At 32.5% G+C, this 21177-nt stretch carries 20 protein-coding genes and 1 tRNA gene; 8 read left to right on the plus strand and 13 right to left on the minus strand.

Features of this window, described 5'->3' with window-relative positions; genetic code table 11:
- Window positions 1-71 precede the first annotated feature (71 nt).
- From C7448_RS01295 to C7448_RS01330, 8 genes are all read right to left on the minus strand, one after another.
- On the minus strand, window positions 72-1922 hold the full coding sequence (locus C7448_RS01295) for a M1 family metallopeptidase (RefSeq protein ID WP_115899558.1): 1851 nt from the start codon (window positions 1920-1922) through the stop codon (window positions 72-74).
- Between the two features lies 1 nt (window position 1923).
- Window positions 1924-2328, minus strand: a complete 405-nt coding sequence (locus C7448_RS01300; protein ID WP_115899559.1) for a hypothetical protein — start codon at window positions 2326-2328, stop codon at window positions 1924-1926.
- Between the two features lie 68 nt (window positions 2329-2396).
- Window positions 2397-4019, minus strand: coding sequence for a S8 family serine peptidase (locus C7448_RS01305; RefSeq protein ID WP_115899560.1), 1623 nt, complete (start codon window positions 4017-4019; stop codon window positions 2397-2399).
- 10 nt (window positions 4020-4029) lie between these two features.
- Entirely contained in the window at window positions 4030-4875 is an 846-nt protein-coding gene (locus C7448_RS01310) for an MBL fold metallo-hydrolase (protein ID WP_115899561.1), read from the minus strand.
- A 103-nt stretch (window positions 4876-4978) separates the two neighbouring features.
- Window positions 4979-6718, minus strand: a complete 1740-nt coding sequence (locus C7448_RS01315) for a helix-turn-helix domain-containing protein (RefSeq protein ID WP_170136983.1) — start codon at window positions 6716-6718, stop codon at window positions 4979-4981.
- A gap of 213 nt (window positions 6719-6931) precedes the next feature.
- Window positions 6932-7002, minus strand: a tRNA-Cys gene (locus C7448_RS01320).
- 55 nt (window positions 7003-7057) lie between these two features.
- Window positions 7058-7420 carry a dihydroneopterin aldolase gene (folB, locus tag C7448_RS01325; RefSeq protein ID WP_115899563.1) on the minus strand — a complete coding sequence of 121 codons (363 nt, stop codon included), beginning with the start codon at window positions 7418-7420 and terminating at the stop codon, window positions 7058-7060.
- 159 nt (window positions 7421-7579) lie between these two features.
- A complete protein-coding gene (locus tag C7448_RS01330; RefSeq protein ID WP_115899564.1) occupies window positions 7580-10405 on the minus strand; it encodes a VPS10 domain-containing protein in 2826 nt (941 codons plus the stop codon).
- Window positions 10406-10546: 141 nt separating this feature from the next.
- On the opposite strand from C7448_RS01330, the gene C7448_RS01335 reads away from it, so the two are divergent.
- The 8 genes from C7448_RS01335 to C7448_RS01370 all read left to right on the plus strand — a co-directional run bounded on the left by C7448_RS01335 (window position 10547) and on the right by C7448_RS01370 (window position 17120).
- On the plus strand, window positions 10547-11449 hold the full coding sequence (locus C7448_RS01335; RefSeq protein ID WP_115899565.1) for an ATP-grasp domain-containing protein: 903 nt from the start codon (window positions 10547-10549) through the stop codon (window positions 11447-11449).
- Window positions 11416-12381 carry a succinylglutamate desuccinylase/aspartoacylase family protein gene (locus tag C7448_RS01340; protein WP_115899566.1) on the plus strand — a complete coding sequence of 322 codons (966 nt, stop codon included), beginning with the start codon at window positions 11416-11418 and terminating at the stop codon, window positions 12379-12381. Before C7448_RS01335 ends, C7448_RS01340 begins: the two co-directional genes overlap by 34 nt.
- A 75-nt stretch (window positions 12382-12456) precedes the next feature.
- Window positions 12457-12711, plus strand: coding sequence for a hypothetical protein (locus tag C7448_RS01345; RefSeq protein WP_115899567.1), 255 nt, complete (start codon window positions 12457-12459; stop codon window positions 12709-12711).
- A 131-nt stretch (window positions 12712-12842) separates the two neighbouring features.
- The gene (locus tag C7448_RS01350; protein WP_115899568.1) at window positions 12843-14165 is read left to right on the plus strand and encodes a DEAD/DEAH box helicase; all 1323 of its coding nucleotides are present in this window, start codon (window positions 12843-12845) and stop codon (window positions 14163-14165) included.
- 203 nt (window positions 14166-14368) lie between these two features.
- Window positions 14369-14953, plus strand: a complete 585-nt coding sequence (locus tag C7448_RS01355) for a Crp/Fnr family transcriptional regulator (RefSeq protein WP_115899569.1) — start codon at window positions 14369-14371, stop codon at window positions 14951-14953.
- A 73-nt stretch (window positions 14954-15026) separates the two neighbouring features.
- Window positions 15027-16319, plus strand: a complete 1293-nt coding sequence (locus tag C7448_RS01360) for an aminopeptidase P family protein (RefSeq protein WP_115899570.1) — start codon at window positions 15027-15029, stop codon at window positions 16317-16319.
- Window positions 16320-16461: 142 nt separating this feature from the next.
- Window positions 16462-16698, plus strand: a complete 237-nt coding sequence (locus tag C7448_RS01365; RefSeq protein WP_211321875.1) for a PLD nuclease N-terminal domain-containing protein — start codon at window positions 16462-16464, stop codon at window positions 16696-16698.
- Window positions 16698-17120: a hypothetical protein gene (locus tag C7448_RS01370; protein ID WP_115899571.1), complete on the plus strand. Its 423-nt coding sequence runs from the start codon at window positions 16698-16700 to the stop codon at window positions 17118-17120. The genes C7448_RS01365 and C7448_RS01370 overlap by 1 nt, the downstream gene beginning before the upstream one ends.
- Window positions 17121-17166: 46 nt before the next feature.
- On the opposite strand, the gene C7448_RS01375 is transcribed toward C7448_RS01370, so the two are convergent.
- From C7448_RS01375 to C7448_RS15750, 5 genes are all read right to left on the minus strand, one after another.
- Entirely contained in the window at window positions 17167-17529 is a 363-nt protein-coding gene (locus tag C7448_RS01375) for a plastocyanin/azurin family copper-binding protein (RefSeq protein ID WP_115899572.1), read from the minus strand.
- Window positions 17530-17632: 103 nt separating this feature from the next.
- Window positions 17633-18190 carry a carboxymuconolactone decarboxylase family protein gene (locus C7448_RS01380; protein WP_115899573.1) on the minus strand — a complete coding sequence of 186 codons (558 nt, stop codon included), beginning with the start codon at window positions 18188-18190 and terminating at the stop codon, window positions 17633-17635.
- Between the two features lie 395 nt (window positions 18191-18585).
- On the minus strand, window positions 18586-19431 hold the full coding sequence (locus C7448_RS01385; RefSeq protein ID WP_115899574.1) for a helix-turn-helix domain-containing protein: 846 nt from the start codon (window positions 19429-19431) through the stop codon (window positions 18586-18588).
- A gap of 144 nt (window positions 19432-19575) precedes the next feature.
- Window positions 19576-20175, minus strand: a complete 600-nt coding sequence (locus C7448_RS01390; protein WP_115899575.1) for a hypothetical protein — start codon at window positions 20173-20175, stop codon at window positions 19576-19578.
- 226 nt (window positions 20176-20401) lie between these two features.
- Window positions 20402-21177 (minus strand): hypothetical protein (locus tag C7448_RS15750; protein ID WP_170136984.1); only part of this gene is annotated, 776 nt, incomplete at its 5' end.

Genomic DNA, 21177 nt, shown 5'->3' on the forward strand with positions numbered 1-21177 from the left:
TAAGTTTTAGCAATAAAAAAACGGAAAACCTATATAGATTTTCCGTTTTAATAATTTTATTTGGCTTGAACTTACTTTCCGTAAGAGTTGTTTTCCTGATTTACATCTGCCATTAATTTAGATGGATCTATCTCAACTGATTTCACCTCTTTTTTTGTTGTAAAAGTGTACGTTGGATGTGCAAAAGTCCAGTCTGTAATAACTGTAGCATTGGTTGGTTTTTCTCCACGCATCATACGTAACGGAATATTAAATGATTCTTTTGAACCGTCAGTATACGTTACCTCAACATCAATTGGCATTGGCATTTTACCAATACGTTCTAAGGTAACTTCTTTTCCGTTTACTGATTTAATTCCGTAATCAATAGTATGTGTCGTTTGTGTCCATTCATTCAAATACCAATCTAACTGAAGTCCTGAAACTTTTTCAGCAGTACGTTTTATATCATTTGGTGTTGGATGTTTAAAAGAAAAGTCTTCAAAATACTTTTGTAACGTTTTTGCTACATTTTCTTTTCCGATAACATATTCTAACTGAGATAAGAAAATGTTTCCTTTTGAGTAACTAGCTACTCCATACGCTGTGTTCGTATGATATCTATCAGCGTGCGTTGTTAAAGGCTCTTCCATATTATTCTTTACCACGTAATTATATCCTCGGTAAGAACCTGCATGTGGATTTTCTTTTCCTTCTCCTAAAATCTCGTTTTCTGCTTTGTTTGAAATATAGGTGGTGAACCCTTCATCCATCCAAGGGTGCTTGCTTTCGTTAGTTGCTAATAAGAATTGGAACCAAGTATGTGCTAATTCGTGTGCTGTTACTCCAAATAAGCTTCCCCATTTACGTTGTCCTGTAATTAAAGTACACATTGCATACTCCATACCTCCATCTCCTCCTTGGATAACCGAGTATTGCCTGTATGGGTATTGACCAATATGTGAACCAAAATAACCCATTAACTCTGCTGTCTTAGGTTGTAATTTTTTCCAATTCTCTAAATATTCAGCATCTAATGTTTTTTTGTATAAAAAGTGTAAATCTACTCCATTATCCATTTTATAAGTATCGTGAATAAACTCTGGATCTGCTCCCCAAGTAAAGTCATGTACATTTGGCGCTGTAAATTTCCAAGTTAATTTATCTCCTGACGGAAGATTTAAAGGTTTTGCTTTGTCTTCGTAACCATGACCTACTTCCTGCGGATTTTGCACATATCCTGTTCCTCCTACTACATAGTTTTTGTCAATATGAAGTGTTACATCGAAATTACCCCAAACTCCGTGAAATTCTCTCCCTAAGTATGGCGGTGTATGCCAACCTTCAAAATCGTATTCAGCCATTTTAGGGTACCATTGTGTCATTGACAAAGCAACTCCTTCTGCGCTATTACGTCCCGAACGGCGGATTTGTTTTGGCACTTGTGCATCAAAAATCATATCAAACGTTACACTTTCTCCTGGTTGAATTGACTTATTTAGTGTAACTTCTAAAATGGTTCCAATAGTTTCATGCTTTACTACTGATCCATTTTGTTTTAAAGAGTTTACTTTAATATATCCTATTTCTGAAGGTGTTAATTTACTAATGCGATCTCCTACTCTCCTGTCCGGGTCTTGAATATTTCTTGAACGAGCATCCATTTGAGAGTTTGGCTGAAACGCATTGAAGTATAAGTGATAGAATACTTTATTTAACGCATCTGGTGAGTTGTTTGTATACACCAATTTTTGTGTTCCTTTGTATTGATATGTTTTAACATCCATATCAATATCCATGGTATAATCAACATGTTGTTGCCAATACGCTTGGTTTGATTGCTTGTGTACTTTTGTTTTTGTTACGGTTTTGTTTTTTGTACTATTTACAGTAGCACAAGAAATAACCGGTAACAATAAAAGGCTTAAGATTATTTTCTTCATATTAAACTGGTTTAATTCCCATTGAGGTTAGTGTTTTCTTAAAGTCATTTAGTTCTTTTTCGTTTTTTAGCACTGGAAAACTACGCCTTTTTCCGTTACGTAACTTTAGAAAAACTCGTTCTTTTCCATAAACTTTCCTTGTTTCTATTCCTTCAATTTCATCAAGCAGGTATTTAGATTTCCATGATCTTTTTACCACATAATAAAATATTACTACTACAGAAACTACTGCAAGTAAAAACATAAAAACAAAAAGAGTTTCATTGTTTTTATAACTCATTAAATACAACTGAACTCCCATATTAATTCCATTAATTAACATCAAAGAAATAATTAACCATGAATGCATTGGCACTTCATCTTTAATTGTTAATTCTTGTGTTTTCTTATTGAATTCTAGTTGCATTGTGTTTTCTTATAACAAAAAAAGAGCATCAAAAAATAATGCTCTTTTTTAGCTTGTTTATAATGGTTTTATTTTCTTCCGTTTACCATTCTATCAGCCATTCTAACCGCGTTGTATGCGTTTACAACACGCCCTGACACTGATAATTCTGAGAAAGGTACCATCTCATCTCTAGTTCCTGGTTTAACAACCTCTAAATCTATCTTAGTTCCAGAGTTCATTAAAATGTGCTTTACTTGACTTGCCGTTAACTCAGGGTAGTAAGAACGCACTAATGCTGCTACTCCTGCTGCTGCTGGAGAAGCCATTGAAGTACCACTAATTGATTCATAAGTATCATCTGGAAAAGTAGAGTAAATTTTCACACCTGGAGCAAATACATCTACGTTATTTTTACCATAATTTGAAAAAGTTGCTGGCAATTCTTCAGTATACTTTGCGCTCATAGCTCCAATTGTTAATACATTGTCTGTAATTTCATTCTCTAAATCTGGAGTATCATTAGGGAAGGTTTTTTCTACATCAATATTTTTTCCATCGTTTCCTGCTGCAATAACAACCAAAACATCTTTTGATGCTGCATACTTAATCGCATCGTAAACCCATTTTTTGTTAGGAGAAAACCCTTTACCAAAACTACCATTTATTACTTTTGCTCCATTATCAACTGCATAACGGATACCCAAGGCAACATCCTTATCATACTCATCTCCTTCAGAAACTGAACGTACTGCCATAATTTTAACATTATCAGCAACCCCATTCATTCCTTTTCCGTTATTACGAGTAGCTCCTACAATTCCTGACACATGAGAACCATGCGCTTCGTCTTTTACAGTATGTCCTGTATTACCGTTTCCATAACCTGGTTTATCATTAATATCATACGCATCATCACCAACTACTGTACGGTAATCTGTTTTTAGGTTATCTCCTTTAATTGTTTTCTTAGCTTTCTCTAATAAACTTGTTATTTCTTTTTTAGCCTTAGATAAAGACAGTCCAAAACCATTCATTCTTTTAGCTGTTTCTATAGCTAAGAGTAAATTAGAGTTAGAAGTATTAATTGCTTCAATTTCTTCAATAGTGTAATCTGATTTATTAAAATACTTCGTTAACTCTTCATCTGACTTACTAACTGCTGCTAAGATCTGACTATAACGTTGTTCATTAGTTTTTGCCTCCTTAATTTTTTCTGCTTGATACGCTTTTGCTTCTGCTAGGGTTTCCGCATCTGCTATAGAAGGTCTCATTAAAATACGCTCATACTCTAAATGCTCTTTGTAAGCGTCTCCTAAGAAATTCCACCCGTTGATATCATCAACATAACCATTTTTATCATTATCAATTCCGTCTCCAGCGACTTCTTTAGTATTTACCCAAGCTACATCAACTAAGTCTTCATGTTTTAAATCAGTACCCGAATCAACAATTCCTACTACTACTTGGACGCTCTTTTTTCCTTTTAAGAACTCATACGCTTTATTTACACTCATTCCAGGAATTGTATCTGTAGCCAAGTCTAAATGTTGCCAGTTTTCTTTCTCGTAGTCTGTTAATTCAGCTTTTTTTGCTGGGATATTCACTACGGTATTACTTCCTGTTGGTACAGGAATGTTGCTTACTGTCTTACAACTAGCTAAGGTAGCTACTGCAATTGCCGAGTAAAATACGGGCTTTAAAACTCTCATAATCTCTATCTTAATTAAAAATATCTGTAAACTTAAATGTTTCTTTTAAACGAACTCCTTTTTCTGTATGCTTTACTGTTATTACTTCATTGTAGGCATCGTGTTCTAAAAACAAGTAAAACTCTTTATCGGCTGCTTCGTTTAAAAAGGCTTCTTTTTCTTTTAAGGTTAGTAGCGGTCTTGTATCATACCCCATCACATACGGCAAAGGAATATGACCTGCTGTTGGCAATAAATCTGCCATAAACACTACTGTTTTTCCTTGGTATTCTATTTTTGGCAGCATTTGTTTTTCGGTATGTCCATCCTTAAACAACACATCAAACCCTACATAATCTTTTGCATTTAGGTGCAAAAAATTTAGTTGTCCACTTTCTTCAATTGGCAGGATGTTTTCTTTTAAAAAAGATGCTTTTTCTCTGGCATTTGGGTGTACTGCCCAGTCCCAATGACGTTGGTTACTCCAAAAACGTGCATTTTTAAAAGCTGGTTCATACCCTGTTCTGTCTTTATTCCATTGAATTGCTCCTCCACAATGGTCAAAATGTAGATGTGTTAAAAACACATCGGTAATATCGTCTCTATGGAATCCATATTTTGCTAAAGAAGTATCTAATGAAAAGTCTCCATATAAGTAGTAATACCCAAAAAACTTATCGGATTGCTTATTACCAATTCCTGTATCAATTAGTGTTAAACGATCTCTATCTTCAATCAACATACAACGCATGCCCATTGAGATCATGTTCTTTTCATCGGCAGGATTTGTCTTTTGCCAAATCGTCTTCGGAACCACGCCAAACATAGCGCCACCGTCTAATTTAAAGTTTCCTGTTTCTATCGGATAAATTCGCATAGCTACAAAGATGCAGAATTTTAGCGAATTATTTTGTTAAGAAAAACAAAAAGTGCCTAGTTTCTAGAAATGCTATCTGCCATAATTAAAGCATTGTACGCGTTTAAAACTTTCCCTGATTTTGATAATTGATTAAAAGGTTATCACCTCTTTTTTCTAATTCTTTCAAAAAATAAGAAGGTTTGATTCCTTTAGCTTTAAAAAATGCCTTAGAAAACGATTCTGCACTGTTAAAACCTGCCTCTTTAGCAATGGCTTTTACTGTATATTTTCTTAAAATAGCATCCTTTTTTAACCTCTCTATAATATATGAGATTCTTAAATCACTCAGATAAGCAGAAAAAGATTTACCTTTATAATAGTTAACTACTTTAGATAGGTACTGAGTATTAGTATTTAACTCTTTCGCCAGAGAACTTAATGTAATATTATTAGCTATAAATTTTTGCTCTATTTCAAACTTGTCCAGTCTTTTTAAAATAGCTTCACTAATTTGTTTCGGTATTTTAATATTTTCTTTGGGCTTTTTTACATCTTTAACAACTTCCTTAGAATTAATTACTTCTTTGAATCTTTGTTTGTAAACTCTCTTCTTGTGATATTGATAAATAAAAAGAACCAATAATAAAACTACTATTAGAGAAATCATTATAATGACAAAGTAAAAAAAGGCGTTGTTTTTCTTCATTTGTTTTATTACAGTTTCTTTTTCCGATTTTAATTTTGGAATATCATACTCTCTATAAATTTTTCTGTTTAAATACCTCTCATTGTAATTTATAATACTGTCGTATTTGATAAACTTGTTGATATATAATAGTTGATTTTTTAAATTATTATCTTTTTTATATTTATTAATTAAGACTTCATATGCTTCTCTTATAAATAAAAAAACTGGTTTCTCTAACTGGAATAAGGAATCTACTTTCTTATATGCTCTTATTTTTTGCCTTTCTTCATTAATTCCCTCAAAAGATTTTCCCAGATAGAAATAAATGTAAATTAAATAATTATTTAAACTTTTATTTTTAAAAAAGGAAGCTTCATTTTTAAGTATATTAATAGCTATATTATAATTCTTTTTATGACATTCAATAATTCCTTGATTCATATTTAAATGATGAAGCATTAAAGTATCTTTTAACTTTAAGTATATTTTTTTTCCTCTATTTATATAGTTTTGAGCAGAGTCAATTTTTTTTGAATCTGTATAAAGATTTGCCAGTTCCATTATTGAATTTAGCCTTCTATTTTTTAAATCATTCTTCTCCGCGTATTTTAAGTTTTCTTTAAAAATTATGGCAGCTTCATCATAGATTTGAAGTCTTCTTTTCAATGAACCAATACTATTTTTAATACTAAACGCTAATGACTTACTATTATGTTTTTCTGTATATTCTAGTGCTAATAGGTAACTATCAATTGCATCATCATATTGATAATTTTTTTGATAGTAATATCCTTTTTTCATATAAGCAACTGAAGGGTAATACTTAATACTCTTCTCAGACATTAAATTAATAACACTATCACTATATTTCAATACTCTATCATCCTCATATAAATCTGATAAAACCCAATAGCCCGCGGAAATTCTTTGTCTGTGTTTTTCTCTTTTAGCTACCTTTAAGAAAGCTTTTATATACTTAATTTTATCTTCTTTGTTCTCACTTTTTTCATAATAAGAGAATAATTCTTCCATTGTTTTACTCGAAAGGATATCAACTTTACTTTGTCCAAAAGAACTTATGATCAAAAACAAGAAAAAGAATAGTGTAATCTGTTTTTTATGTGTCTTTAATTTATTTTTCATTTCTCTACTAATCTCTTTTACTTTTTTCACTAAAAAAACCATTCAATGTTTTTTAAATTTTACAAAGGCAAATGTAATAGCAGACAAGACAAACACATATATATACTTAGAGGTATTAATCGATATTTATAAATAACTGCCTTTTTCATATCGTTTTAAATAAGAATACTACAATTTATGGCAACAACAAATGCCTCAAATAAGCTAAATAAAAAAAGCTCATCAAATTTGATGAGCTTTTTGAGGTGTCGAGCGGATTCGAACCGCTGTAGATGGTGTTGCAGACCACTGCCTAGCCACTCGGCCACGACACCTTATATTGATAAGGACTGCAAATTTACAGCTTTTATCTTTTTTTGCAAGCTTTTTTTACTTTTTACGCACTTCTGATAAAACAATTGCTACCTCAGCAACATTTCCTCCAATAGGTGGGTTAATTTTTGCTACGCTAACTTCCGCTTCATCAACCAGTTGTATTTCTTTAAAGATTCTATCTAAAATTCGTTGAGCAACATGCTCTAATAATTTAGAACGAATTGCCATCTCTTCTTTTACAATTTGATTCAAATGCACATAATCTACCGTATCAACTAAATCATCAGTTTGTGCTGATTTTTGTAAATCGGCTTTTACTTCGATATCTACTCGGTATTCCGAACCTATCCTTGCTTCTTCCTTTAAGCATCCGTGATTTGTAAAAACACGAATGTCGTTTACATGTATTATTCCCATACCGCAAAAATAGGAATGTTTGCTTATTTAAACTTATTGTTTTTCGAAAAGCGTAAAAGACCTTAACACGGTTATTCACTTTTTTAAGTAATAAGATTTCTCACTTCGTCAGAAACGACGTATTTATTAATTCGTAAAGAAACTAAAAAATGTTACAAACTACTTTATTTCAAATGTTTGATTTAACTCACCCATCGTTACTTTATATTTCCCTTTTGGTAAATAGTATTTGTCATTCTTTGCTTCTTTAATTTCAGCATCTTTATGCTTTTTCAGATACTTCTTTCTTCCTTTTTCTGAAAAAGAAACATCATACACAACCTCGTTAAATCCTTTTGTTGCGTTAGCCTTTATAGTATTTACCAAAACTTTACCTGAATACACTTTTAACTCAACTTCTTTATTCGCATTAACATAAAACGGAATGGTAATTTTTGGTGTATTAGGTTCTAACCATTTGCTCCAAGAACTCCCCCAAGATTTTCTTTTCTTAATATCCTTAATGCTGAAAATAGCTTCTTTATTATCAAACTCTTGTAAAGAAGTAATATTTGCTTTGTATAAACTACGCCCATGTGTTCCTACTAATAAATGTTTTGCTTTAGGTTGAATTACTAAATCGTGTACTGCAACATTTGGTAATCCGTTACTAAAAGCTTCCCATGTTTCACCTTGACTGAAAGAAACGTACAATCCATTATCAGTTCCAAGATATAGGATATTTTCTTTTTCTGGATCTTCCTTAATCACATTTACCGCAGAAGTCGGAATGTTACTACTAATGTTTTTCCATGTTTTCCCGTAGTCATCAGACATGTATGCATACGAAGTAAAATCATCAAAACGATACCCGTTTAACGTAACATACACTCGTTCTTTCTTATATTTTGAAGCTATTACACGACTTACCCATAAGTTTTGTGGAAAAGTGTTTGAAATTTTTTCCCAACTTCCTCCTCCGTTTTTAGTTACTTGTACCAATCCATCATCAGAACCTGCATAGATTAACCCAAATTGAAACGGACTTTCAGAAATGGTGGTTAAGGTTCCGTAAGCTACATTTCCTTCCTTTTCTCCTTTGGTTAAATCTCCTGAGATTTCTTCCCAATCATTACCTTTATTTAGTGAGCGGTGCAACTTATTTCCTCCTAAATATAAAATATCTTGATTGTGTTTTGATAACTGAATAGGAGTTTGCCAATTAAATCGGTAAGCTGGTTTGTCTTCTTTGGGTTTTGGCTGAATGTAAGTCTGTTTTCCTGTAGCTCTATCTATTCGATAATAGTTTCCAAATTGATATCCTGTATACACAATATTAGGATTTCTGTCATCTACAGCAACTTGCATTCCGTCACCACCCATTAAACTTTCGTAAGGATTCTTTCCTGTTTGATGCCATCTTTTATCAATCTTAGCATTATGGTCTCCAACCCAAACGCCATTATCTTGCATGCCTCCGTACACCTTATAATTTTCCTGATTATCGGCATATACGGTGTAAAATTGACCAACTGCTGGCTGATTTAATTTAACCCAACTTTCACCGTCATCGTATGAAATATTTAACCCTCCATCATTTCCATCAATTAAATGTCCTTGTTTTTTAGGGTTTATCCATAGTGCTTGATGATCGGCATGTACATTTTCTTTACTAATAGATGTGAATGTTTTTCCACCATCTTTCGATTTTAAAATTGGAACTCCTAATACATAGATTCCATTTTGGTCTTGCGGATCAACACGAATTTCGCCAAAATAATATCCATACGAATAGTATAAATCATCTAAATACCCTTCGTGTGTTTTTTTCCATGTTTTTCCTCCATCAGTCGTTTTAAAAACCTCTGCCCCTATTACTGGAGTATCAAATAATGCTGCATTCGCATCTTTTAAATAACCAACTAAATCACTTGGTTTCATTTCCCCAGGACTTGAACGTATAATTTGTTTTACATTCTCTGCTCGGTATTTTTCTTGAAGACCATTCATTTTGATATATGAATTCAGCTTTTTGTCTTTCATATTTAAAAACTCATCAGTCGAAATTGATGCGAGTTCTTCTTTTGTCAAAGCCCCAGAATCTTTTGCATTTTTAGTAGAGTCCTTTTTTCTTCGGAATTGATTATCGTGAAAAACATATACTGTGTTTTCACTATACACTGCTAACCCTATTCTACCAACTCCTTTTCCATTTGGAAAACCATTATTATCAGAAATTTTAGTCCATGAACTTCCAGCATCTGTCGATTTATAAATTGCTGATTTTTTTCCATCTCCATCAAAATTCCATGCTTTACGCTCGCGTTCCCATGCAGCAGCGTATAAAATATTGAAGTTGTTTGGTACAGGCTGAATATCTATAATCCCTGTGTTTTCATCAATAAACAACGTTTTTTTCCATGTTTTTCCTCCATCAATAGTTTTAAAAACTCCCCTTTCTTTATTTGATGAGTATAAATGACCAATAGATCCAACGATTACCTCATCAGGGTTATTTGGGTTTATTAAAATACGACCTATATGATGCGAATCGAGTAACCCAACATTTGTCCAAGTTTTACCTTTATCCGTAGACTTTAAAATTCCGATTCCTGCATACGACGAACGAGAAGAATTGTTTTCTCCTGTTCCTACCCAAATAGTTCCACTTTTCCAGTCTACAGCAATATCACCCACGTTTTGTGTTGGAGAATTATCTAAAATTGGAGTAAAAGTAGTTCCGTTATTATTAGTATACCATACTCCTCCTGAAGCATATCCTACATAAAACTCAGTCGTATTTTCTGGATTTACATCAATATCTACCACACGCCCGCTCATTACAGTAGGTCCAATATTTTTAAACGGTATATTTTTTACTGTAGAAGTTAGAGTTAATGCTTCTTTTTGTTGTAACGCTTGTTGTATTTTTTCTGCGGAAGTGGGCTGCTGCGCAATTACTGTAAACGGAAAGAAAGCTATAAAAGCTTTGGCTAAGATTCTCATTATAATTTGGTTTAGAAAAAGTGAAAATACTGTAAGCAAATACTATTTCAAAAAAATTAACAGAATATTGAGAGACTTCTTTAAGCAGTTTTTGTCAAACAAAAAAATTAGTAGCTTTGTTTAACCTCAAATTTTTAGGCGATGACTATTTTTATTCTTTCTGTTAGTGACCAAATTTATTCAACACAAAGAATATATAAAGAAGCTCACCGTCGTGGACATAACGTTGAGATTATAAACCATTTAAAATGCTCTATAAAACTAGGAAATGGTAAGCCTGAAATTATCTATCAAGGAGAAGATATTATTGATATTCCTGATGTAATTATTCCTCGAATAGGTGTTTCAGCCATGAAACACGGAGCTACGGTTGTAAAAGAATTTGAAATGAATGGAATTTACAGCTCTGCTAGTTATTTAGGTATTGTTAATGCTCAAAACAAAGCTCGTACCTTGCAAATAATGAGTCGAAATGGACTTCCTATTCCGCAAACTGTTTTTTCAGTTGATACTGAAAATATTGGTGAGCAAATAAATTTATTAGGCGGTTCTCCTGTAATTATTAAATTACAAGAAGGAACACATGGCTCAGGTGTAATTTTGGCTGAAAGTAAAAAATCTGCCATGTCTATTATTGATACTATGCACGGAACAAATACCAGTATTTTACTACAAGAGTTTATTAAAGAAAGTAATAGTGAAGATATTCGTGCTTTTGTTGTAAATGGTAAAGTAGTATCTTCAATGAAACGTAAAGGGCTAGAGGAAGATTTTCGTTCTAACATTCATAAAGGAGGAAGCGGGCACAAGGTTGCTTTAACTCCTGAAGAAGAAGAAATAGCTATTAAAGCTGCTCAATATTTAGAACTTCCAATTGCTGGGGTTGATATGATTCGCTCAAAACGAGGCTCTTTATTAATTGAAGTTAATTCTACTCCTGGTTTACAAGGAATTGAAGCGTATACTAAAGATAATATTGCCAAAGCCATTGTTAAATTTTTAGAAGAAAAATGTTCGAACAAAACTTTAAAAACGAAATCATAGAAATTCGTGGACAAAAAATTGGTTTAGGTGAATCTAAATTAATTAAAATTCCTATTGATAGGTTACCTACAGGAACTCTAATAGAAATTCCTGTGTATATTTTTAATGGTGATCAATTAGGGCCAACTATTCTACTACAAGGTGGTTTACACGGTGACGAAGTAAATAGTATTGAATTGGTACGAAGAATGTTAATTGATAAATCGTACAAAATTCATCGTGGTTGTGTTATTGTAGTTCCATTGTTAAACGTTTTTGGTTTTTTAAACATGTCTCGCGATATGCATGGTAAAGATGTAAATAGAAGCTTTCCAGGTTCAAAAACGGGTTCTTTGGCAAGCAGAATGGCATATTACTTAATGAAAGAGATTACCAATAACGTAGATTTTGCTATTGATTTTCATACAGGAGGTGAGCAACGAAATAACTTTCCGCAAATACGATATACTCCTGAAGATGAAAGAGGATTTCAACTAGCCAACATTTTTAATGCACCATTTATGTTTGGTTCTAAATTGATTCCAAAATCATTTAGAAACCAATGCTACAAAAACAACATTCCTGTAATTGTATATGAAGGAGGAGAATCATTACGTCTCGAAGAAAAAGCTATTGAACAAGGTATCAACGGAACACTTCGTGTTTTAAAACACTTTAAAATGATAAACGGAAGTATTCAAACACCTGAAAATAACACCTCTATACAAATTAATAAACGAAAATGGGTTCGGGCTAAGGTTGCTGGTTTATTCACTCCCATTGTACATAATGGTGAAAAAGTAAAAAAAGGGCAAGTTTTAGGGCATATTATGGACACTTATGGAGAAACAAACTTCTCAGTAAAGTCTCCTTACGACGGTTATGTAATTGCTAAAAACAATTTCCCTATTATTAACATGGGCGACGCTTTGTTTCATTTAGGAAAAATATAACAAACTGATTTTATTTGTTTTATCCGTAATTTTTCACTTACTTTAATTCCAATTAACTAATCAAAATTATAAATTATGGAATTTCTTATTAGCTTATTAAGTGGAGCAGTAGGTGGTAATCTTGCCGGAGCTGTGTTAAAAAAGTATTCTTTAGGTACTCTTTGGAACTCTGTTGTAGGGATTTTAGGTGGTGGCCTAGGAGCTCAATTATTAGGAATGTTAAATATTGATATTTCTGGTATTATCGGTAACATTGCAGGTAGTGGTGTTGGTGGAGCTGTTTTACTCGTTATTGTTGGTCTTATTAAAAGTGCCATGGCTAAAAGTTAAACACATATTAAAATTCAAAAAAAGACGTCTTAAATAAGGCGTCTTTTTTATTTATAAACGAAGCCAATAAATAGCAGTACCTTTGTTGGCTCATAGTAGTTGTTTATTTAAATACTACTGAAGAATTATATATGACATTTACATCGTTAGGTTTATCAAAAGCTTTAGTGAAAGCTGTAACCGAAAAAGGGTACGAAACACCCTCTCCTATTCAAGAAAAAGCAATTCCCGTTATTTTAGAAGGCAAAGACGTATTAGCCTCTGCACAAACTGGAACCGGTAAAACAGCAGGGTTTACTTTGCCTATTTTACAAAACATATCAGAAAAAAAGAATCCGAAATACCGTCCAATTAAAGCATTAGTGCTAACCCCTACAAGAGAATTAGCAGCTCAAGTATATAATAATGTGCGCGAATATAGCACGCATTTAAATATTAAATCTACCGCTATTTTTGGTGGTGTAAAGCCAAGTTCTCAAATAGCTACTCTTAAAAACGGAATTGATGTTTTGGTCGCTACTCCTGGTAGATTAATTGATTTACACGAGCAAAATCAACTCTCACTGAAACGTGTAGATGTTTTAGTTTTAGATGAAGCTGATAGAATGCTTGACATGGGTTTTTTACGAGATATTAAAAAAATTATCTCTTTTTTGCCACAGAAACGTCAAAATTTATTGTTTTCAGCTACTTTTTCGAAAGAAATAAAAAAATTAGCACAAGGTATTTTACACAACCCTGTAATGGTTGAAGCAGCTCCTGAAAATACAACTGCTGAAAAAGTAAATCAGAAGTTATACAAAGTTCCTAAAAGCAAAAAAACTGAATTAGTTGGTCAACTGATTTCAAAAGGAAATTGGAGTCAAGTCTTAATTTTTACTCGAACTAAACATGGCGCTAATAGGTTGACTGAAAAACTTGTTAAACGAGGAATTTCTGCCGCAGCTATTCATGGAAACAAAAGTCAAGGAGCAAGAACCAAAGCTTTAAAAGGCTTTAAAGACAATTCTATTAGAGTATTGGTAGCTACTGATATCGCTGCACGTGGATTAGACATTCCATTATTACCACACGTTATTAATTTTGAACTCCCTAATGTTCCTGAAGACTATGTACACCGAATAGGTAGAACAGGAAGAGCAGGCGCTAGTGGAGAAGCAATCTCATTGGTATCACAAGAAGAAGAAGCTTATTTAAAAAGTATTGAGAAATTATTAGGGCAAAAAATTATCATTTCTAAGTTAGAAGGGTTTGATTTATCTACCATAAAAGAAGAAGTAAAAACAGAACGACCAAAGCAGCAACCTAGAAATAAACCTGCTAAAAAGTCGTTTAAAACATCTTCTGACTCAAAGAAAAAAACAAAAAAAACTTCAGCAGAAGATACTAAAAAACATACTCCTAGAAAGCGAAACAACCGTAATAGAAGGAACAATAACAAAACTTCTCACTAACTTATTAGGTCTTTTGAAGTTTTATTCCTGACGGAGCCTCTGTATTAACTACTTGAAAAGTTGAGGAAGTCGCCGAAGCATTAGATAAAAACACTCATCTTGGTACAGTTGAGTTAGAATAGCTCATCGACATAAATTAATCAAAGGATGCTACAAAAAAGCATCCTTTTTTATACTTTTAAGCTAAAATTTATTCCGTAAAAATGGAAGCTTCAAAAAAAATAGTAGCACAACACCTTCAAAAAATCGTAAACAATGATTTATTAAATGATCTCATTCCTGAGATTGTCAATCATTTTAACGAGTTTTCATTATCAAAAAATCAATATTTTGTTGAAAAAGGAGAAGTTTGCTCCTATTTCTGTTTTGTAGAAAGCGGCATTTTACAACATGCTGTCTCGGTTTCTGGAGAAGAAAAAACCACCTATTTAGCTTTAAAAAATAGTTTTACCTCATCGTTAAAAAGCTTTTTACAACAAACCCCTTCACCTAAAAGCATTAAAGCTTTGAGTACTTGCAAACTTTGGGTTATTACCATAGATGACTTTAAGCACTTGATGAAACACAACAAAGCCTTTCATCAGTTTTATTACAATTTAGTTGAGCATCAAATTTTTTTAATTGACGATTACCGCATTGACCTGCTGACCTTAACTCCTGAAGAGCGTTATAAAAAGCTTCTTGTAAATGAACCTAAATTACTTCAAGAAGTTCCGCTACATTATTTAGCTTCTTTTTTAGGAATTTCTACTCGCCATATGAGTAGAATTCGAAAAAATATAAATTAGCGCCAAATGGCTAATATTTGCACAGTTTCTTTCCGTATTTTTGAGGGAATCTTATCAATTTAATTGAATCATTATGAAGTACGACGCAATAAACAGTCAATTATTTATAAAAAACCGTAAAAACTTTATGGCTCAGATGAAGCCTAATAGTTTAGCTGTTTTTAACTCAAACGATATTTATCCTGTAAGTGCCGATAGCACTTTACCTTTTGAACAACACCGTGATATTTTCTTTTTAAGTGGAGTTGATCAAGAAGAAAGTATCTTAATTTTATTTCCTGATTGTCCGAAAGAAAATTTACGTGAAGTATTGTTTTTACGTGAAACTAATGAACATATTGCTGTTTGGGAAGGTGAAAAACTAACCAAAGAAAAAGCGTTGGAAACTAGTGGTATTAAAAATGTACACTGGTTACAGGATTTAGAAAAAGTATTAGCTGAAATGATGGCTTTAGCCGATACCGTTTACATTAATACCAACGAACACTATCGTGCCAATGTTGAAACTGAAACTCGTGAAGCACGTTTTACAAAATGGTTATTAAACAAATACCCTGCTCATTCAGTAGCAAAAAGTAATCCTATTTTGCAACGTTTACGTTCTGTAAAAGATCAAATTGAAATTGATTTAATTCAAACCGCTTGTGATATTACTGAAAAAGGATTCAGACGTGTATTAGATTTCGTAAAACCGGGTGTTTGGGAACATGAAATTGAAGCGGAATTTATTCATGAATTTGTTAGAAATCGTTCTAAGAAATTCGCTTATACGCCAATCATTGCTTCTGGTAACAATGCAAACGTATTACACTATATTGAAAACAACCAACAATGTAAAGCAGGTGATTTATTGTTGATGGATGTTGGAGCTGAATACGCTAATTATTCTTCTGATATGACACGTACTATACCTGTTTCTGGACGTTTTACTGATAGACAAAAAGCAGTGTACAATGCTGTAAACCGTGTAAAAAATGATGCTACAAAAATGTTAGTTCCAGGAACTCTTTGGGCTGATTATCATGTAGAGGTTGGTAAGTTAATGACCTCAGAATTATTAGGCTTAGGCTTATTAGACAAAGCTGATGTTCAAAATGAGGATCCTAACTGGCCAGCATACAAAAAGTACTTTATGCATGGTACTTCTCACCACATGGGCTTAGATACGCATGACTACGGATTGTTACACGAGCCAATGCAAGCAAACCAAGTATTTACGGTAGAACCTGGTATTTATATTCCTGCTGAAGGTTTTGGTGTTCGTTTAGAAGATGATGTAGTAATTCAAGAAACAGGTGAGCCATTTAACTTAATGCGTAACATACCTATTGAAGCAGACGAAATTGAAGATATTATGAATAAATAGTATCATTTCCCATATTTTAAAACGTCATTAAAGCTCCTTTTTATGGAAACTTAATGGCGTTTTTCTTTTACATTAAGAAGGTGTTTTTTACTTTATTCCCATTATTTTTACTATTTTTAGTACTTAAAAAATTGTTATTATAATGACTTATTTAGGAATGATTGGAGTATGGCAAATTATAGTACTCCTAATTGTGGTATTACTTGGTATCTTACCAACAATTATTGCGCTTATTGATATTTTAAAAAGCGAATTCAAAGGAAACAATAAAATTATATGGGTTCTCGTTGTTTTATTAGCTAACTTTCTTGGCGTTATTTTGTATTTCTTAATTGGGAGAGAACAAAAAATAAAGAAACAAACACAAAACCCTTCATAATGAAAAACCTACTTTATATATTCGCTTTTGCATTAATTTCTTGTGCTTCTAGCCAAATAAACAAGATTGATAATTCCGATATAGTCGGAACATGGAACTGGACAAATACCGATGGTGGTTTTGGAAACCATATTCATAAAACTCCTGAAACACTCAACAAAAAAATACAATTAACCTTGTTGAAAAATTATCAGTTTTCAATATCAGAAAATGGTACCCTTGTTTCAAAAGGTACATACACCCTAGAAATGAAAAAAGCGATTTATTCTAACAAACAAGAACGTTTTATACAACTTTCCGACGATCAGCAACTTTCAGGAATTGTTCTTTCTGGAATCATTAGGCTCGTAAAACCAAACACTTTAGAAATTTCGGACAATAACTACGACGGACTTGGAAGTAGGTTTGTAAAATTGAATTAAAAACCCGTAAAAAACGGGTTTTTATTATTAATCAATTATTAAAATACTACTCTACTGTTAAAGTATATTGAGGTGTTGGGTTAAGCGGACAAAAGTACACGTATTCTCCTTTTGTTAAGGTTACTTTTTTAGAGCTTGACTTGCTATTGTTTTTCACCAAAGATGTTACATATGCATTTTTTATATGATGCTTTTCATCTGTTTTTCCTTTAGGCGCCAATACAAAACCTACATCATGCCCTACATTGTTGTTTGATATTTCAAAAACATAGGCTCCTTCTGAAAGAGTTAACGATTGTTGGATAAATTTCCCTTTTGTTTGTTCTAAAGAAATCGTTTTTGCTTTTTGTGCATTTGCTGTAAATGCAAATCCAACTAATAATACTAAAATGGCTACTACTTTTTTCATTTTTATTGATTTTTATGGTTTTACTTTTTATAGATGAATAGCTCTGTAACCTAAAACCCCGTAACTACACTTTGTAAATAAGGCTACAAGAGCTATTCATTTTTTATGCATTTTGTGTGAATTTCCCTGCTTCTACTTTTGGAAAATCAACTTCAGTTTCTGCTATGTGATTTACATAGTTTGTTAAAGTGTTCGCTACAACATTTAATACAATTTCTAAAATATCTCCGTCGTTATATCCTGCTGCTTTTACCTCAGCTATTTCTACTGAACTTACATTTCCTTTGTTTTTTGTAACACTTTGTGCAAATTTTAAACCTGCTTTGGTTTTAGCATCAGAAGCCTCCGCTTGTCGGTTTTGTTCAATTTCTTGTGCTGACAAGCCATTGTTTTTTCCTATTGCCGTGTGTGCTGATAAACAATAGTTACATTCATTTTCTTCTGCAATCACTAATGCTAATCGCTCTCTAAATTTGTTTGAAAAATTCCCACTTCCGTTTAATTCTCCTAAGCTTAAATAGCTTTGTAAAAGAGCTGGTGAATTCCCCATTACTTTAATTAGGTTTGGAATAAATCCTAACTTATTTTGAACTGCATCAAACAATTCTTTTGATTTTCCTGTTGTGGTTTCTGGATCTAAAGTTTCAATTCTTGTACTCATAATTTTACTATTTTAAAGTTGTCTTTTTAGTTTATTTTTTCACAGTTACATAATTCTCTTTCAGGAAACTGCTCATCGTATTCTTGATATCCCCAACAATTAGGGCATTGGTTAATTTCTGTTCTCATAATTCGTTGTTTTTGAATTCTGATACAAAGGTGCGACAGGAATAAGCCTTAAAAAATGGACAAAGGTTCTTAAAACTTGGACAAGCTATTTTTGCTAACATTTTTCTTACAAAAAACTAGCTTTTTATTCATGGTTTCGTAAAATACAGGTAACGTAACAACACCTTTATAGCAGTACTTTTAAGTCGTCGAAAAGGTTGTTTGTATTAGTTTAACAAAAAACTTTATTAGTTGTGTAGTTTACCACGCGTTGCGTGGTTTTTTCTTTTATGAGTTATAGCTTTTTTTAAATTGCTTTGGTGATTGCCCAGTAGCTTTGGTGAAAAAGCGAGAAAAATATGCAGGATCATTAAAACCTAAATCAAAAGCAATTTCTTTAATAGAATCATTTTTATATAGTAACAATCTCTTTGCTTCGGTAATAATTCTATTTTTAATAAAGTCACTTGGTGTTTGCGTTCCTATTTTTTGAAGATGTTTGGTTAACGATTTTGGCGATAAGCCTAATCGAAAAGCATACCCTGTAACTCGGTGTATTTTTTTAAAATTTTGTTCTACCAATAAACTGAAATCTTTAAAAAGTTTGGTTTCTATACTCTCTTTTACAACATCTTTTTCTTTTTTTATACGTACTGAATATACAATAAACTGCTTTAAAAGTGATTGTAGCATATCGTATTGTGCTGTTTCTTCTAACTCAAACTCTTCTTTTAGGTTTTGAAGGATAAAATCTAATTTTTGTATTTCTTTTTTTGAAGGTACTACAAAAGGTGTTTCGTATATATTATTAAATAATACTCCGTTACATGATACCTCAGCATCGTGTGTTTGAATACAATAAAAATCTCTTGTAAAACTAAGTTGATAAGCGTCTTTAATTTTTTCTGAGTCTACTGAAAACACTTGTCCTGGTGATAAAAAAAACAGCACCCCATTTGAAAAGGAATAGCTTTTAAAATCGATATTATACCTCCCTTTTCCTTCTTTTATCCAAAACACCTTGTATTGATCTATTTGTTGTAGTGAGTTTACTACACACGATTCTTCAAACTGAACGGTTTGTAACGAGAAAATGTTTTGATAGGAGTAGTTTTGAATATCTTGTACCGCCATTTATACATAGTTTTATCATTTGTCGAAAAAAACAGGAAAAACTGACAAGTTTCTTACAACTAAAAATTCGTTTAAAAATCCGAACAGTTAATAATTCGGGTTTTTAAACGAATTTTTAACTTCTATGATTGAATATTAATTCTTTTAATTAAACAATCGGTATCCTACGCCTACATTATGGGTAGGTTGATTGAGTTGGTTGATATTTAATCGGTAACTAGCAAACCACTTTCCTTTTCGGTTATATTGCAGTCCGAAACTGAGGTTGTCAAAGGTTTGTGGGTTTCCTCCTATTTCAGAGAAGAGATACAAGCCACTTCTGTAGGTTTTTGGATGCTCAATCGTTTTGGTAATAGTTATTTCTCGTGGTACTTTAAGCTTATATGAGAACTGACTGTCTAACAGTTTTCCTTGTACCAAATCATAGTTATAAATCTCTATATCGGTGTTTTTTAAGGTATCTCGGTATATTTTTGCGGCTACGTAATTAGTGGTATCTTTTATAAAAATGGTGTCTTTTACAATCTTGGTGACGTCATTTTTATGTACATACACTTTTTTGTATCGGATAGTTTGTACTTTAAACGTATCAACTTTGGTTTGCCAAACCGTATCTTTTACTACAGTTATTTTTGGGGTTTGTGGGTTTGTTTTTTGGTATCTTTTAGTAAAAAGATTGACAAATAACAGCACTATAACGACACCCAATAACAACCTATCGGTTTTATGATTAAAAAAATTCATGCTATTTTGTTTTAGGGTTTAGAAAAATGTTTGTCAGTTCAAAGAGCGAAGAATGAGTGATGGGAAATCACATAAAAATGAGATTTCTCCTCGATTGCTTCGCAACATACTTTCAATCAAAATATATTTTGATTTCAGTAGCGATCGAAATGACACAGAACACTAAAAATTACTTGAAAAAAGAACCACTAAAAACGAATGTTAGTGGTTAGACTTTGGTTGTTGGTTATGGGGTGTATATATTAGTTCTATAAGTTAGATTCAAACAAATTTCTCCATTAGAAAAATTAACATTATCAATATAAGAGCCATTTAATTCTCTAAATCTAAGCGTTCCAGAACCTATATTGAAATCTACTAATAGTTTATCTGGACTTGCATAATTACCTCCATTGAAAAAAGTCATATTTGAAGAAATCCAATAACCAGAAGCTGATGCAGGGAAAGGCATATCATCTATGTTCAAATCTAATGTACTTCCTGTTCCATTTATATTTTGTATTTGTAAATACAAATGAACTAAATTACCTATTCTAACATAAGATGAACCAGTAGTACTACCATTAGTATAAGCACCTCCTCCAAGTACTGGAGTAAAAGCACCCTCTTCATAAAAATTTGCTTTTTGTAAACCTGCGTTGGTGGCATCTGCTATAGGTAAAACTGCGTCTGTTCCTGTACTAGAAGCTACCGTTCTTGTGGCTGCATCATATGATAAATTGGTAGTTCCTCCGCTACCTGTTGTTGCATTGATTACAGGTTGTAATGGATCTGTAGTATCAATAGTAATATTTGTTCCTGCTTGATATTGTGGAACATCATCTAAATGAGCTATAATACCAGATTTACCTTGAAGTGTATGAACTGTGCTCCCTACAATATCTGCTTCAATGGTAGCTGAACCTGCATTTCCAGACTCAGTAAAATCTAAGGCATTCCCTCCTGTCCTAATCCTTCCTCCTGATGTTATATTTTTTGCCACATTTACAGAATCATTACTTT

It is taken from the genome of Tenacibaculum gallaicum (genome assembly GCF_003387615.1).
Taxonomy (GTDB): domain Bacteria; phylum Bacteroidota; class Bacteroidia; order Flavobacteriales; family Flavobacteriaceae; genus Polaribacter; species Polaribacter gallaicus.